Source organism: Sulfitobacter sp. M13 (assembly GCF_053474885.1).
Genome location: NZ_CM130281.1, coordinates 2,318,253 through 2,331,986, shown reverse-complemented (window position 1 = coordinate 2,331,986; position 13,734 = coordinate 2,318,253). Strand labels below are relative to the sequence as shown.

13 protein-coding genes and 1 other RNA gene are annotated in these 13,734 nt (G+C 58.3%); 5 read left to right on the top strand and 9 right to left on the bottom strand.

The features are described 5' to 3' along the window. Positions 1–13 precede the first annotated feature (13 nt). Positions 14–298 carry a hypothetical protein gene (locus tag ACVBAU_RS11230; RefSeq protein ID WP_448326377.1) on the bottom strand — a complete coding sequence of 95 codons (285 nt, stop codon included), beginning with the start codon at positions 296–298 and terminating at the stop codon, positions 14–16. Positions 299–864: 566 nt separating this feature from the next. On the opposite strand from ACVBAU_RS11230, the gene ACVBAU_RS11225 reads away from it, so the two are divergent. Then, a complete protein-coding gene (locus ACVBAU_RS11225; protein ID WP_448326375.1) occupies positions 865–3,765 on the top strand; it encodes an Rne/Rng family ribonuclease in 2,901 nt (966 codons plus the stop codon). A gap of 85 nt (positions 3,766–3,850) precedes the next feature. Here the strand turns inward: ACVBAU_RS11225 and ACVBAU_RS11220 are convergent, their stop codons facing one another. Continuing rightward, a complete protein-coding gene (locus ACVBAU_RS11220) occupies positions 3,851–4,078 on the bottom strand; it encodes a sulfurtransferase TusA family protein (RefSeq protein WP_093732369.1) in 228 nt (75 codons plus the stop codon). A gap of 104 nt (positions 4,079–4,182) precedes the next feature. Between ACVBAU_RS11220 and ACVBAU_RS11215 the strand changes: the two genes are divergently transcribed. The 4 genes from ACVBAU_RS11215 (at position 4,183) to ACVBAU_RS11200 (ending at position 8,530) form a co-directional block, all read left to right on the top strand. Beyond that, positions 4,183–4,935 (top strand): cytochrome c biogenesis CcdA family protein, encoded by a 753-nt coding sequence (locus ACVBAU_RS11215; protein ID WP_138923236.1) that lies wholly within the window; start codon positions 4,183–4,185, stop codon positions 4,933–4,935. 56 nt (positions 4,936–4,991) lie between these two features. After that, positions 4,992–6,218, top strand: a complete 1,227-nt coding sequence (locus ACVBAU_RS11210; RefSeq protein ID WP_448326372.1) for a hypothetical protein — start codon at positions 4,992–4,994, stop codon at positions 6,216–6,218. After that, on the top strand, positions 6,215–7,567 hold the full coding sequence (locus ACVBAU_RS11205) for a cytochrome P450 (RefSeq protein ID WP_448326370.1): 1,353 nt from the start codon (positions 6,215–6,217) through the stop codon (positions 7,565–7,567). The genes ACVBAU_RS11210 and ACVBAU_RS11205 overlap by 4 nt, the downstream gene beginning before the upstream one ends. Positions 7,568–7,636: 69 nt before the next feature. After that, entirely contained in the window at positions 7,637–8,530 is an 894-nt protein-coding gene (locus tag ACVBAU_RS11200) for a fructose bisphosphate aldolase (protein WP_448326368.1), read from the top strand. 84 nt (positions 8,531–8,614) lie between these two features. Here the strand turns inward: ACVBAU_RS11200 and ACVBAU_RS11195 are convergent, their stop codons facing one another. From ACVBAU_RS11195 to ACVBAU_RS11165, 7 genes are all read right to left on the bottom strand, one after another. Then, entirely contained in the window at positions 8,615–8,845 is a 231-nt protein-coding gene (locus ACVBAU_RS11195) for a ribbon-helix-helix domain-containing protein (RefSeq protein ID WP_335744073.1), read from the bottom strand. Beyond that, the gene (locus ACVBAU_RS11190; RefSeq protein ID WP_138923241.1) at positions 8,842–9,018 is read right to left on the bottom strand and encodes a DUF4169 family protein; all 177 of its coding nucleotides are present in this window, start codon (positions 9,016–9,018) and stop codon (positions 8,842–8,844) included. Before ACVBAU_RS11190 ends, ACVBAU_RS11195 begins: the two co-directional genes overlap by 4 nt. Further along, positions 9,015–10,409, bottom strand: coding sequence for a class II fumarate hydratase (gene fumC, locus ACVBAU_RS11185; protein ID WP_448326366.1), 1,395 nt, complete (start codon positions 10,407–10,409; stop codon positions 9,015–9,017). Before fumC ends, ACVBAU_RS11190 begins: the two co-directional genes overlap by 4 nt. A gap of 112 nt (positions 10,410–10,521) precedes the next feature. Continuing rightward, positions 10,522–10,992: an SspB family protein gene (locus tag ACVBAU_RS11180; RefSeq protein ID WP_093732320.1), complete on the bottom strand. Its 471-nt coding sequence runs from the start codon at positions 10,990–10,992 to the stop codon at positions 10,522–10,524. A 73-nt stretch (positions 10,993–11,065) separates the two neighbouring features. Beyond that, a complete protein-coding gene (chrA, locus tag ACVBAU_RS11175) occupies positions 11,066–12,322 on the bottom strand; it encodes a chromate efflux transporter (protein WP_448326363.1) in 1,257 nt (418 codons plus the stop codon). Positions 12,323–12,527: 205 nt separating this feature from the next. Next, positions 12,528–12,874: a transfer-messenger RNA gene (ssrA, locus tag ACVBAU_RS11170) on the bottom strand. A gap of 30 nt (positions 12,875–12,904) precedes the next feature. Further along, the gene (locus ACVBAU_RS11165; protein WP_138923244.1) at positions 12,905–13,648 is read right to left on the bottom strand and encodes a FadR/GntR family transcriptional regulator; all 744 of its coding nucleotides are present in this window, start codon (positions 13,646–13,648) and stop codon (positions 12,905–12,907) included. Between the last annotated feature and the right edge of the window lie 86 nt (positions 13,649–13,734).

The following is a 13,734-nucleotide window of genomic DNA, read 5'->3' as shown; positions in this document are numbered from 1 at the left end:
AACGGGGGCTAAGTCAGCCAAGTCGCGTTTCGATCAACTCACGTGCTGCACCGGTTTCATCGGTGTAGCAGGTCCAGGACGGGCTGCCTGGCAGGTCGATGATATGCTGGCCGGTTTCGACAATCGGGATGGTCGTGTTGATCGACGCACCTGAAATGCCCGTGTGCGTTTCTACTGCGCGGATGCAGCTGCGTTTTGAAGGGTCCTGAGGATCACTGCTGCCTGTGGCGCTCATGTCTTCGCAGGCGGCCAGCGCTAAAAAGGGTAGGCAAAGCGCTGTGCGCAGGGAAATATGCATTCGTATCATCCTTATGTGTCTTATTTTTGTGCAAACGTCAGGCAGCACGCAGCGCGGCGTAATCCCGCTGACCGAGCATTTCCCATAGCGCAGACCCTTGTCAAGCAAGGGCGCAAGGCGTGGGTACACCTTCTACTATCGCGTAGCTGTAGAACCGCAATACGCGATTTCCCATTGTCATTTGGTCCCTTCTGCCGTTAATTGTAGGAAGGGCTGTTTGCCTCTTTGGATGGCAAACCAGACCCCAGACAGTTTCGATGCCTCGGTTCCCCGGCATGTGGTGACCAGGCAGACCGATTAGGCCCTTAAAAAAGGCTCAAGAACCGCTGACGATTAGGCCGTGCCTTTGCCCGGTCAGTTGCAGTTAATTAGTGGATATGGGGGCGCGTTACGCAGCACCCATGTCGGAGAAGAACCGCGATGACGCGCGCAGACGCCAAGAGCAGACAGACAGGCGGCCTTAGGGGCCCTGTTTTAGCCGCGTCACCCATCGCCCTGACAAGACATACCCTGCCTCGCAGCGCCCCACCGGGCTTGCTGTCTGCGCAGCTGTGCAAAATGGATTTATGCCTAAGAAAATGCTTATCGATGCCACCCACGCTGAGGAAACTCGCGTTGTTGTGGTTGACGGAAACAAGGTCGAGGAATTTGACTTTGAATCAGAGAATAAACGCCAGCTAGCTGGCAACATCTACCTCGCGAAAGTCACGCGGGTTGAACCTTCGTTGCAAGCGGCGTTCGTGGATTATGGCGGCAACCGTCATGGTTTCCTCGCCTTTTCAGAAATTCACCCTGATTATTACCAGATCCCCGTCGCCGACCGTTTGGCGCTGATGGAGGAAGAGCGCGCCTACGCCGAAGCGCAGGCCGCCAAAGAAGACGAAGACGAAAAGCCCAAGCGCCGCACCCGTTCGCGCAGCCGCAGCAAGACCAAGGCCGAAGACACTGTGTCTGATGATGCCACTGTCAGCAAAGACGCGGACACCACAGACAGCGATCAGATCAACGGCATGCAGACCGTGGACCTGGACGACGACGACGACGAAGGCTCATCTCCGATGGAGCGGGTCGGTGAAACGCCCGTCGAAGAGCCTGCGCAGGACGACGATACCGCCGCTGGCGAACAAGTTGATGCAAACGGCGACGCGGCCAAGTCCGATGACAATGATCGCGATGACAGCGATGATGCGGATGACGGTGACGACGTTCCCAAAGCCACCGACGCGTCCGCCAAGGATGACAGCATCGAATCCGTAGCGGATGACGATGATCACGACGATCTGCGTACCGCCCGCAAGCCACGGCCCAAGCGTTACAAGATCCAAGAAGTCGTAAAAGTCCGTCAAATCCTGCTGGTGCAGGTCGTAAAAGAAGAACGCGGCAACAAGGGTGCCGCACTGACAACCTATCTGTCGCTCGCCGGCCGGTACTGCGTTTTGATGCCCAACACTGCACGTGGGGGCGGCATCAGCCGCAAGATCACCAACGCGGCGGACCGCAAGAAGTTGAAAGAGATCGCGAACGAAATTCAGGTGCCCAAGGGTGCCGGTCTGATCGTACGCACCGCGGGCGCACAGCGCACCAAGGCAGAGATCAAGCGCGACTATGAATACCTGCAGCGCCTGTGGGAACAGATCCGCGAGCTGACGCTGAAATCCATCGCGCCGGCCAAGATTTACGAAGAAGGCGACCTGATCAAACGCTCGATCCGCGACCTTTATAACCGCGAGATCGACGAGGTGTTTGTCGAAGGCGAACGCGGCTACCGCATCGCCAAGGACTTCATGAAGATGATCATGCCGTCCCATGCCAAGAACGTGAAGCTTTACAGCGAAACGCTGCCGCTGTTCGCACGCTATCAGGTCGAAAGCTACCTGTCGGGCATGTTCAACCCCACGGTTCAACTACCGTCAGGCGGGTATATCGTTATCGGTGTGACCGAAGCGCTAGTTGCGATCGATGTGAACTCGGGCCGGGCGACCAAGGAAGGTTCCATCGAACAGACCGCGACCAAGACCAACCTTGAAGCCGCTGCCGAAGTCGCACGCCAGCTGCGCTTGCGCGATCTCGCCGGTCTGATCGTCATCGACTTTATCGACATGGACGAGCGTCGTAACAACGTCGCCGTCGAAAAATTGATGAAGGATAAGCTGAAAACCGACCGTGCGCGTATTCAAGTTGGCCGTATTTCGGGCTTTGGCCTGATGGAGATGTCGCGCCAGCGTCTGCGTCCCGGCATGATCGAGGCGACGACACAGCCGTGCCACGCCTGCCACGGCACTGGTCTGATCCGGTCGGACGACAACCTCGCGTTGTCGATCCTGCGCCAGATCGAGGAAGAAGGCACCCGCAAACGGTCGCGCGAAGTGTTGATCACCGCGCCCGTGGGGATCGCCAACTTCCTGATGAACCAAAAGCGTGAACATATCGCCCATATCGAAGGGCGCTACGGCATGTCCGTTCGCATCGAAGGCGACCCTGCTTTGGTCAGCCCCGATTTCTCGCTTGAAAAGTTCAAGACCGCGACACGGGTTGTAACGCCGATTGAACATGTGGTGTCGGTGGATACATCTATCATGGACGAGATCGATGATATGGAACTCGAGGTTGCTACAGAGGCAGAGGCCGAGGTTGAAACAACCGACGCCGAGCCCACGGATAATGGCAATGGCACGCAGAACCAGCAGGGCGGGTCTGACGATGACAACGATGCCGAGGGCAAACCCAAGCGCCGTCGTCGGCGTCGTCGGCGTCGGGGTGGCAAGGCTAACGGCGATGATGCGGCCAACGGTAACAGCAATGATACCGATTCCGACGGTGACAACGATAGCTCCAGCGATGCGGATAAATCGGACGCCACCGTAGAGGCGAAAGCCGACGTTCCTGCAGAGGCGACGAACGACGACGCCACAGCGCAGGACAAACCCAAGCGCACCCGCAGCCGAACCCGCAAACCCAAGGCAGATGCCGCGGCAGAAGCGACGGTAGATACGGACGCCAAGACATCCGACGCCGCTGATGCGGCACCTTCGGATGCTGACGCAGCAGAAGAAGCGCCCAAGCCCAAGCGGACCCGCACGCGCAAGCCCAAAGCTGCGCCCGTCGATGCCGCTGAAGACGCGCCAAAGCCCGAGGAAACGCCTACTCCGCAAGAGCAGCCAGCCCCCGAGCCCAAGCCAGAGCCAGAGGTAACGCCCGACGCGCCGACGCCTGAGCCCGCAAAGGAACCGACGCCGATCCCGACGCCGGAACCGACCCCCGCGCAGCCGTCGCAGCCTGCCGAGGTGGAGCCAACGCCGGCCCCGACTGAGGTGCCCGACAGCACCCCTACTGAAATTCCTGCCGCGCAGGAAATTCAGCCGGAGCCCCCCATGACCGAAGTGCCGCAGCCTCAGGTGGCCCCGCAGGCCCAGCCCGAAAAACCCGCCAAGCCAAAGCGGCGCGGCTGGTGGTCCTTGGGCGGCTAAATACCGTGTCCTCCAAGGCGGAACACTAAAACGACAAAAGGCAGACCTTCGGGTCTGCCTTTTTTGTTTTCGATTAAACCTGCGTTTACTTTTTGCGGATTACATAGGCCTGCGGCGTTTGGTCCATCAACGCAGTTTCAAGGCTGTGACCTGCCTCGGCGCAGAAATGTGGAATGTCGATAATCGCGGCTGGATCATCTGCGTGAACCGTCAGCAAATCGCCAGAAGCCAGTGATTGCAGGCGTTTACGCGCCTTAAGGACGGGAAGGGGGCACAGCAGCCCCGTCGCATCGAGAAAGTTTTTATCTGTCATAAGTCCCAAATAGGCGACATGTTTCAGCGCGTCCACAACCTTGTGACAGGGTTCACGCGCAACAGCAGGTGACGCGCTGGACAAAGCAGATTAAGGCTTGGGTCATGTTTGGATTTGACCTGATCGACGCGGGACTTCTGCCCGCCATACTCATCGCGCTGACCGCAGGGATCATCAGTTTTCTGAGCCCCTGCGTTTTGCCCATCGTGCCCCCGTACCTCGCCTATATGAGCGGCGTGACCTTGAACGACATGTCGTCGGTCGCAGCTGCGCGACGCAAGGCGGTGATTGCGGCGCTGTTCTTTGTCATGGGGCTCAGTACAGTCTTTTTAATCCTTGGCTTTACCGCGTCGATTTTCGGGGCGTTCTTCCTGCAAAATCAGGTTCTGTTTGCGCGACTGTCTGGCATCGTCGTCATCATCTTCGGGCTGCACTTTCTAGGCGTGTTCCGTATTCCGTTTCTGGACCAAGAGGCGCGTCTGGATGCTGGTGATAAGGGTGGCACGTCTTTTGGTGCCTATATTCTGGGCCTCGCTTTCGCCTTTGGCTGGACGCCCTGCATCGGGCCACAGCTTGGTGCGATCCTGTCGCTTGCGGCTTCCGAAGCATCTGTGACACGTGGCACCTTGCTGCTTGGTGTGTATGCGGCGGGGCTTGGTATTCCGTTCTTGCTGGCCGCGATGTTCATCACCCGCGCCACGCGCCTGATGAACCGGATTAAACCATATATGCGGCTGATTGAACGGGGCATGGGCATATTGCTGATCGTGGTTGGGCTGGCGTTGCTGACGGGCGCATTCACGACTTTCTCTTTCTGGCTTCTGGAAACATTTCCTGCCTTGGGATCCTTGGGTTAAGCGCCTTACTCTTGCCGGAAAACCTGTTTAAGCTGCGGTGAAATACAGGGTGAACGATGGCCGAGAACATAGAGCAGACAGTCAAAACGCGACGGGTTTTCTATATCCCGGGCTATGACCCCATTCATCCGCGCCGCTACCGCGAGCTTTACCGCAAGGAAGGCGGCGAACAGGCGCGGATATCGGATTATCAGATTGCCTTGTCGCCCAAAACGGAGGGCGGGAACTATGGTTGGAACGTCGCCGCCCATATCGATGGCGTTGATGTTGAGACCAACGTCGAGGTGCTCGTCTGGTCCGACATCGTGCGCATCTCCATGAGCAACTCGATCCTCGCGACCTATGGGCAGCTGGTGCAAACGGCGTGGGTGTATATCGCCTCTGGTGCGCTGTGGCGGTTGATGCAGTTGCGCAAGGGGCCGGTGATCGCGGCGCTCTATCCAGTCGGGATGCTGCTGCTGCAACTGCTGATCGCTGTACTTGCGGGCAAGCTTTTGTACACCGCGTTGACATTCTTTGGCGGGCCCGCGTGGTTCAAGGGCATCGTCGCCGCACTTGGTGTGGGCCTTGGTTGGCAGGTGCTGCGGTGGTTCAAAAAGCACGATGGCAAGTTCTATGCCTACTATCTGATGCATGACTATGCCTTCGGGGCTGCGACGCGGGGGGCAAACCCGCCCGCGCTTGAAACCCGCATGACCGAATTTGGCGATGCAATCGTGCAGGCGCTGAAGTCTGGCGTGGACGAGGTGCTGGTTGTGGGCCATTCGTCGGGCGCGCATCTGGGGGTGTCGATCCTTGCCGACCTGATCCGCGCGGGCAGGGTACCGACAGAGGGACCGAAACTGGCCTTTATGACATTGGGGCAGGTGGTCCCGATGGTGTCTTTCCTGCGGGATGCCCACCGTCTGCGCGCCGATCTACGCTATCTGTCGCGATGCGCCGCGCTTACCTGGGTCGACGTGACTGCCCCCGGCGACGGCTGTGCATTTGCGCTGTGCGATCCGGTTGCAGTGTCGGGCGTGGCCCCCGAAGATAAACGCTGGCCGCTGGTGTTCTCTGCGGCCTTCACGCAATCGCTGACCCCGGCGCGTTGGAAGGCGCTGCGCTGGCGCTTCTTCCGGCTGCATTTCCAATACCTCTGTGCCTTTGATGCGCCCAAGGACTATGACTACTTCCAGATCACCGCAGGTCCGCACAGTTTGGCCGAACGCTATGCCGAACGTCCCGCGTCGCGATCCCGCATCGTGAAACCGGTGAATAAATTCACCTCGACCGCGCCATGACACTGCCGCCCAAACCCGAAAGCCGGCCCGCGAAAGTGTCTCTGTGGCGCTATGCCAAGCTATTCCGGCAAGACATCCTGTCCGCGCAGCCCGCGCGGCTGTATCGTGCGTGGATGGCGGAATTCAAAACGCCATTTTTCCGAAGCTATCTGATCAACCAACCCGATCTGATCCAGACCGTGCTCAAGACGCGCCCCGACGACTACCCCAAGTCCAACCGGATCAGCGAAGGGTTGCGGCCGCTGCTTGGCAACTCAGTTTTCCTGACCAACGGTGAAACCTGGAAGCGCCAGCGGCGTATCATTGATCCTGCGTTCGAGGGTGGGCGCTTGCGCGAAACATTCCCCGCGATCTGGGACGCGGCAGAGGCGGCGGCGGCGCGGCTGGCCCCCCATGACGGTGAACCCCTAGAGGCCGAGGCACAGACGAGCCACGCGGCAGCGGATGTGATCTTTCGCACGCTGTTTTCGATTCCCATTGAACACCATATGGCCCGCGAGGTCTTTGACGAATTCAAAACCTACCAGCGCAGCCAACCGATCCTGAACATCGCGGCGTTTGTCCCGTTGCCGCGTTGGTTGCCGCGTCTGTTCCGACAAGATACAAAACGCAGCGCTGCCAAGATCCGTCAGTTGATCACCGCACTGACAGCGCAGCGCATGCAGGAGATCAAGGCAGGCACCGCACCAGACGATCTGGCGACCAAGATTATGACGACCCCTGACCCCGAAGATGGCTCTACCTTCACCACGGACGAGATGGTCGATCAAGTCGCGATCTTCTTTCTTGCCGGCCACGAGACCAGTGCATCGGCTCTCGCTTGGGCGATGTATCTGGTCGCGACGCATCCCGACTGGCAGGACCGTTTGGCCGACGAGGCGCAGGTGATCGACCAGTGTGATTTTGCTGTCATGGGGCAGCTAAGGCAAAGCCGTGATGTTTTCCGCGAGGCGCTGCGGCTGTATCCGCCCGTTCCGATGATGGTGCGCGAGGCAAGCTGCCCCGCGACCTTTCGGGATCGCCAAGTGGCGCGGGGGGCGCAAGTGGTCATCAGCCCGTGGCACCTGCACCGGCATGAACGTCTGTGGGACAACCCCGACGGGTTTGATCCGGCGCGCTGGCACAGCGAGAACGGCAAGAAATGCCAGCGCGAGGCCTATCTGCCCTTTAGCGCCGGTGCGCGGGTCTGTCCGGGCGCAGGGTTTGCCATGGTAGAGGGGCCATTGATCTTGTCGCGCATCTTGCGCGACTACCGCATTGAGGTTGTCGGCGAAAAGCCACCTGTTCCGGTCGCTCATCTGACGGTTCGGTCAAAAGATGGCATTTTGCTGCGTTTTGTCCGGCGCTAACGATATATCATCGCAGCAATAGATGCGCTAAACGGACACACGACGGAATCAATAAGGGCCAGGATCATCATGACCACGACAGACGCACAGCGCACACAAATGGAAACAGGACAGGGGTTTGTGGCCGCATTGGACCAGTCGGGCGGATCGACCCCAAAGGCGCTAAGCCTCTATGGCGTTGAACCTTCTGATTATTCCGGCGACGCCGAGATGTTTCAAGCCATGCACGACATGCGCGCGCGGATCATTCTGGCCGATGATTTCACCTCTGACAAAGTTCTGGGCGCGATCCTGTTCGAGCGCACGATGGACAATTCGATCAACGGCAAACCCGTGGCACAGCTGCTGTGGGAAGACCGCGGCGTCGTGCCCTTCCTCAAGATCGACAAAGGTCTGGAAGACGAAGCAAACGGCGTGCAGCTGCTTAAACCCATGCCCGAGCTTGCTGATCTGCTGGCGCGCGCGAAAGCCGCAGGTATCTTTGGCACCAAGGAGCGGTCGGTCATCCAATCCGCCAGCCCCGAAGGCATCGCGTCGGTTGTGGCGCAGCAATTCGCCGTCGCTAAAACCGTGTGCGCCGCCGGTCTGGTCCCGATCATCGAGCCCGAGGTGAACATTCATTCGGACAGCAAAGCGGAATGCGAAACGATCCTGAAGTCCGAGCTTGAAAAGCATCTGGCGGAGCTTTCCGTCGACGAACTGGTGATGCTGAAAGTCACCCTACCAGAGACCGCAGGCCTTTACGACAGCCTTGCCGATCAGCCGAACGTTCTGCGTGTGGTTGCGCTGTCAGGTGGTTATTCGACTGAAGAAGCCTGCGTTCGCCTGACCCAGAACCCCAAGATGATCGCCAGCTTCTCGCGTGCGTTGACAGAAGGGCTGAACGTCAAGATGACCGATGCCGAGTTCAACGCAGCATTGGGTCAGAACATCACCAAGATTTACGACGCATCCGTCGCTTAAGATTGTTTGAAGACTAAAAAATAGGGCCGGTGTTTGATTGCGATCAGGCGCTGGCCCTTTGCGTTTGCCTCGAGCTTGAGTGCCCTACGAGGCTGCCATACGCTCCTTGAGCGCGCGCAAGACGTAGACGCGGATCGCAGATGCCAATCCTGCCTCTACGCCGCGTTCGGCATCGATCTGTGCGACCAGCGCGTTGATCGGCATGTCCATCTCTTGCGCAAGACTACGCAATTCCTGCCAGAATTCATCCTCCAGCGAGATCGACGTGCGGTGACCCCGAAGGGTCACCGAATGTTTTACAGGTCTCGCGCTCATGTTTCGCGCTTGTGAGCTTCCAAATTACGCGAGATTTGAGCCAGACGTTCTTTCAGAACTTCCTTCTGGTCCTTCTTCTGGCCGAACTGCACTGAATTTTCATCAGCGCGGGCCTTTCGAGACGCGCGGTTGCGCTCTTTCTTGACCTTGTTGAGGTTGATGGGGGCGCTCATTCTTTTGGTCCGATCATTTGCTCCGGCCGCACCACGCGGTCGAATGTTTCGGCATCGACAAAGCCCAAGGCGATTGCTTCTTCCTTGAGGGTCGTGCCATTTTTGTGGGCAGTTTTCGCAACTTTGGTCGCGTTGTCATAGCCGATGGTAGGGGCCAGCGCTGTCACCAGCATCAGGCTTTCTTTCATCAGCTTGTCGATACGTTCGATATTTGCTTGCGTGCCAACAACCATATTGTCGGTAAAGGCCGACGCGCTGTCGCCCAAAAGCTGCATGGATTGCAAGACGTTATAGCTCATCATCGGGTTGTAGACGTTGAGCTCGAAGTGCCCTTGCGAACCGGCAAAACCGACTGCCGCGTCATTCCCCATCACGTGCGCACACACCATGGTCAGCGCCTCGGCTTGCGTCGGGTTCACCTTGCCTGGCATGATCGACGATCCTGGCTCGTTCTCGGGCAGGATCAATTCGCCCAGACCGGAACGCGGGCCAGAGCCCAGCAAACGCATGTCATTGGCGATCTTGAACAGCGATCCGGCCACGGTTTTCAACGCACCCGAGAACATGACCATAGCGTCATGGGCGGCCAGTGATTCAAACTTGTTCGGGGCGGTGACAAAGGGCAGGCCGGTGATGTCAGCCATATGTGCAGCCACGGCCTCGGCCCAGCCTTTCTTGGTGTTCAGGCCGGTGCCGACGGCGGTCCCGCCTTGGGCCAGTTCGTAGATGTCGGGCAGACAGGCGTTTACCCGTTCGATGCCTTTTTTCACCTGATGCGTGTAGCCCGAGAATTCCTGCCCCAAGGTCAGCGGTGTCGCATCCTGCGTGTGGGTCCGGCCGATCTTGATGATGTCCTTGAACTCTTCGGATTTTGCAGCCAGCGCGTCATGGAGCTTTTGCAGGCCTGGCAGCAGTACGTCGCGGGCCTGCATGCCGATGGCCACGTGCATCGCGGTGGGGAATGTGTCGTTTGACGACTGCCCCATGTTGCAGTGGTCATTGGGGTGTACCGGATCTTTCGACCCTTTCTCGCCACCCAGCATTTCAATCGCGCGGTTCGAAATCACCTCGTTTGCGTTCATGTTCGACTGCGTGCCCGAACCCGTCTGCCAGACAACCAGCGGAAAGTTGTCGTCGAATTTACCCTCGATCACTTCGGTCGCGGCGGCGGTGATGGCGTCGGCTCGTTTCTGATCCAGATTGCCCTGATTCAGGTTTTCCATCGCGCAGGCTTTTTTCACCACGCCAAGGGCACGGATAATCGGCACGGGCTGTTTTTCCCACCCGATAGGGAAGTTGATGATCGACCGCTGCGTCTGTGCGCCCCAATATTTATCGGACGGCACTTCCAATGGGCCAAAGCTGTCGGTTTCGGTACGGGTATCGGCCATGAAAAGGCTCCTGATCTTGGGCTTATGTCTGATCAGGGTTTACCCCGCGGGGGGCAGCGGTGCAATGAGACGATGGCGCTAACCTCAAGGCTAACTGTGGCTGGCTGACCGATTACTTGCGGAAGCTGTCAAGCGATACGACTTCAGCGGCTTTGGGGGCTTCTTCTTCGACCTCAAGCTCGCTTTCGTCCTGCTGGGGAAGGTCTTCGTCCTCGTCCGACTGGCCGGGTTCTTGCTGCTCGAATTTCAGGCCGAATTCTACCGACGGGTCCACAAAGGTTCGGATCGCGTCATAGGGGATATACATCGGTTCCGGCGCATCGCCAAAGTTCAACGTGACAGAGAACCCTTCCTCGGTAACCTCAAGCTTGTCGTACCAGTGCTGCATCACCACCGTCATTTCGCCGGGATAGCGATCCGACAGCCAATCCGCCAGCTCCGCATCAGGGTGCGCGGTATCAAAGGTGATAAAGAAATGATGGTTGCCGGGCAATCCATTGGCTGCAACGTCAAGTAATACCTGACGAATTAACCCGCGCATGGCATCGTGCATCAGATTGCCATACTCAATGCTTCGGCTCATTATTTCTTCTCCGGCCCTTGTTGATGACAGTAGCATACGGCATTTCACACCAGTGAAAAGGGGGCGCAAAAATTTATAGCAAGAGGTTCCAGCCGAGCGCCAGCATCGCCGTCACTGCCATGGTCAACACAAAGCCGAACCGCAAACCCAACATCAACACGGCCGCAATCAACGTCAGCGCGCCGGCCACGGGATCAAAGCTGGACCAATCAGGCAACGGCACAGCAAGATGCGCCATGGGAAGCACGCGTTCGAACAATACATGCAGCGCGAACCAGACGGACAGATTGGCAATTACGCCAACGACAGCGGCAGTAATCGCCCGCAAAGCCCCCGCCAGACGTGGCTGCGCCGAGATAACCTCGAGATACGGTCCCGCGAAAAATATCCATAGAAAGCAAGGTGTAAACGTGACCCACAACGTCAGCACTCCGGCAGATACAGCACCCCAAGGCCCTGCCTGCGCAAAACCCGCAAGCAGGGCGACAAATTCGGTGACCAAGATCAGCGGCCCCGGCGTGGTTTCGGCCAACCCCAAGGCGTCAATCATCTGTTCGGTGGTGATCCACCCGTGATCCTGCACCACGGTCTGCGCCATATAGGCCAGCACGGCATAGGCCCCGCCAAACGTTACCACCGCCAGCTTTGAAAAGAACAATCCGATTTGAAGCAGAAATTCATGTCCCATCGTCCAGACGATCAGCAGCGGGGATGCCCACAGCGTGCCCCAAAGGGCGATGACGCCGATGGGGCGGGCAGGGTGTGGGGGTGCCGCGTCAATTTCTACAGGGCTCGCGCCATCAGCAGCCTTGAAGGCCCCCCACAGTCCGGCGGTTAGAATGATCAGCGGGAAGGGCACGCCAAAGGCAAACAACGCCACAAAGGACAGTGTGGCCAATATCCACCCCTCACGACCGTGCAGCGCTTTACGTCCCAGATTGCGCAGCGCCTGCACAACAACGACAATCACAGCCGCTTTGATGCCCATAAACGCGGCCTGAACCAAAGGCATCTGCCCGAAATACGCATAGCCGAATGCCAACGCCAGAATGACCGCCGCACCCGGCAACACGAAAAGCAGTCCGGCCAGCAAACCGCCAAGGGTACCGCGCAGCCGCCATCCGGCGTAGGTCGCCAGCTGCATCGCTTCGGGGCCTGGCAACAACATGCACAGGGAAAGGGCGCGCAAAAAACTGTCTTCGGATAACCACCGATGCCGGTCCACCAACTCACGGTGCATCAAGGCGATCTGCGCCGCGGGCCCCCCAAAGGACAACACCCCGATCCGCCCGAACACACGCGCCATCAGGCGCATATCAGGGGCGCTCATCCGCATTGCTCGCTATTGTTGCGCATAAATACTCCCGACATTCTTGACGTCAGAGGTCGCAGTACCCGAGCCTGAGGTCAAGCGCGCCAGCGGCTTCCAAATGGCAAAAAATCCTCGCCGAAGGCAGCGCGACATGCGCGTCAACCGGCACCGCGCCGTGCGATCGCAAGGTTTTAAAAAAATCAGAAAGTGGCGGGGAGGGGTAAGTGCAGGTTTCTGTTGCCAGGTACCTGCGAACCCCGCCTTAGGTCGCTAAACCCAAGGACTTAAGTTTCAATAGTTCCGGTCGCTTACGCGGCCATCGCCATTGGAGCACGATTGTCATTTGCAATTGTACATTTTACGCCGATAACGGTGGCAGTCAGCCGAGATAAAGCTACATCTTTAGACGTTCGTCGATCCTGTTTCGACCCCATAATCCCCAAATGAAGGATGATTGGTGGAGTCGCCGGGTACCGCCCCCGGGTCCGAACCGCTTATTACATGCGCGTTTATACCCATAGTCCCTAAGGACACTTCAGATATAAGGGACGTGGCTTTCTTTGCAAGGGGAAAGCCATGAAAATCCGCGGAGTGCAGCAGTTACGGTGCCGCGTTCGGCTGCTTGGTGCGGCGGGCAAAGACGGTACGGGCAAGGGCCTGGGTCTCTTGTTCAAGCAGCGTCAGTCCGGCCGCGACGGCAGCAGCGTCGCGTGTCGTCATTGCGGTGGCGATCTCGCGGTGACGCGCGACGATTGCATCGCGGGACCACGCCGTGAAGGTAATCATGTTCATCAACGGTTGCATTGCCTCAACCGCGCCAGCGAGCTGGTAAGACAGTACCGGGTTGCCCGCCGCGTCGACCAATGCGCGGTGGAATGCCACATCGGCAGCGCAAAACCCTGCATCTGACAGCGCCGGCGCTGATTGTGCGTCAAGCGCATCCTGCATCGCCTTTAGGTGGCTGTCTTGTCTTCGGGCGGCCGACAAAGGCGCGCAGGCTCTCTCAAGCGCGAAACGGGCCTCGCAAGCGGTTTCAAAGCTGACATCGTTCATTGACAAAAGCAGGGTGGAGGTCGTGATCTGTTGCGCTTGCGCGGCCTCAAAGCTGATGCGGTTCACGAAGGCACCGCCTGTGGCACCGCGTTGTGTGCGGATCAGCGATTGCGCGGCCAATCGCTTTAGCGCTTCGCGTACTGTCGCGCGCGAAACATTGAACTGGGCTGAAAGCTCTGCCTCAGACGGCAAACGTTCGTCCACGATCAGCACGCCCTTGATGATAGCATCGCGGATGTTCGCAGCAATTTGGCTGGACAGGTCAGAGGCGGTTTCTGGCGTGGTATTCATTTGTCTTACATTTATGATTTGGAAAAACTTTAAATGTCTGACATTAATTTTGCAAGATGCGAGTCGGTGGTCAAAATCCGCGGCGT

Excerpts from the sequence above, each read along its gene's own strand:
- ACVBAU_RS11230 (WP_448326377.1), bottom strand. The coding sequence starts at position 298 with ATGCATATTTCCCTGCGCACAGCGCTTTGCCTACCCTTTTTAGCGCTG.
- ACVBAU_RS11225 (WP_448326375.1), top strand. The coding sequence starts at position 865 with ATGCCTAAGAAAATGCTTATCGATGCCACCCACGCTGAGGAAACTCGC.
- ACVBAU_RS11220 (WP_093732369.1), bottom strand. The coding sequence starts at position 4,078 with ATGACAGATAAAAACTTTCTCGATGCGACGGGGCTGCTGTGCCCCCTT.
- ACVBAU_RS11215 (WP_138923236.1), top strand. The coding sequence starts at position 4,183 with ATGTTTGGATTTGACCTGATCGACGCGGGACTTCTGCCCGCCATACTC.
- ACVBAU_RS11210 (WP_448326372.1), top strand. The coding sequence starts at position 4,992 with ATGGCCGAGAACATAGAGCAGACAGTCAAAACGCGACGGGTTTTCTAT.
- ACVBAU_RS11205 (WP_448326370.1), top strand. The coding sequence starts at position 6,215 with ATGACACTGCCGCCCAAACCCGAAAGCCGGCCCGCGAAAGTGTCTCTG.
- ACVBAU_RS11200 (WP_448326368.1), top strand. The coding sequence starts at position 7,637 with ATGACCACGACAGACGCACAGCGCACACAAATGGAAACAGGACAGGGG.
- ACVBAU_RS11195 (WP_335744073.1), bottom strand. The coding sequence starts at position 8,845 with ATGAGCGCGAGACCTGTAAAACATTCGGTGACCCTTCGGGGTCACCGC.
- ACVBAU_RS11190 (WP_138923241.1), bottom strand. The coding sequence starts at position 9,018 with ATGAGCGCCCCCATCAACCTCAACAAGGTCAAGAAAGAGCGCAACCGC.
- fumC (WP_448326366.1), bottom strand. The coding sequence starts at position 10,409 with ATGGCCGATACCCGTACCGAAACCGACAGCTTTGGCCCATTGGAAGTG.
- ACVBAU_RS11180 (WP_093732320.1), bottom strand. The coding sequence starts at position 10,992 with ATGAGCCGAAGCATTGAGTATGGCAATCTGATGCACGATGCCATGCGC.
- chrA (WP_448326363.1), bottom strand. The coding sequence starts at position 12,322 with ATGAGCGCCCCTGATATGCGCCTGATGGCGCGTGTGTTCGGGCGGATC.
- ACVBAU_RS11165 (WP_138923244.1), bottom strand. The coding sequence starts at position 13,648 with ATGAATACCACGCCAGAAACCGCCTCTGACCTGTCCAGCCAAATTGCT.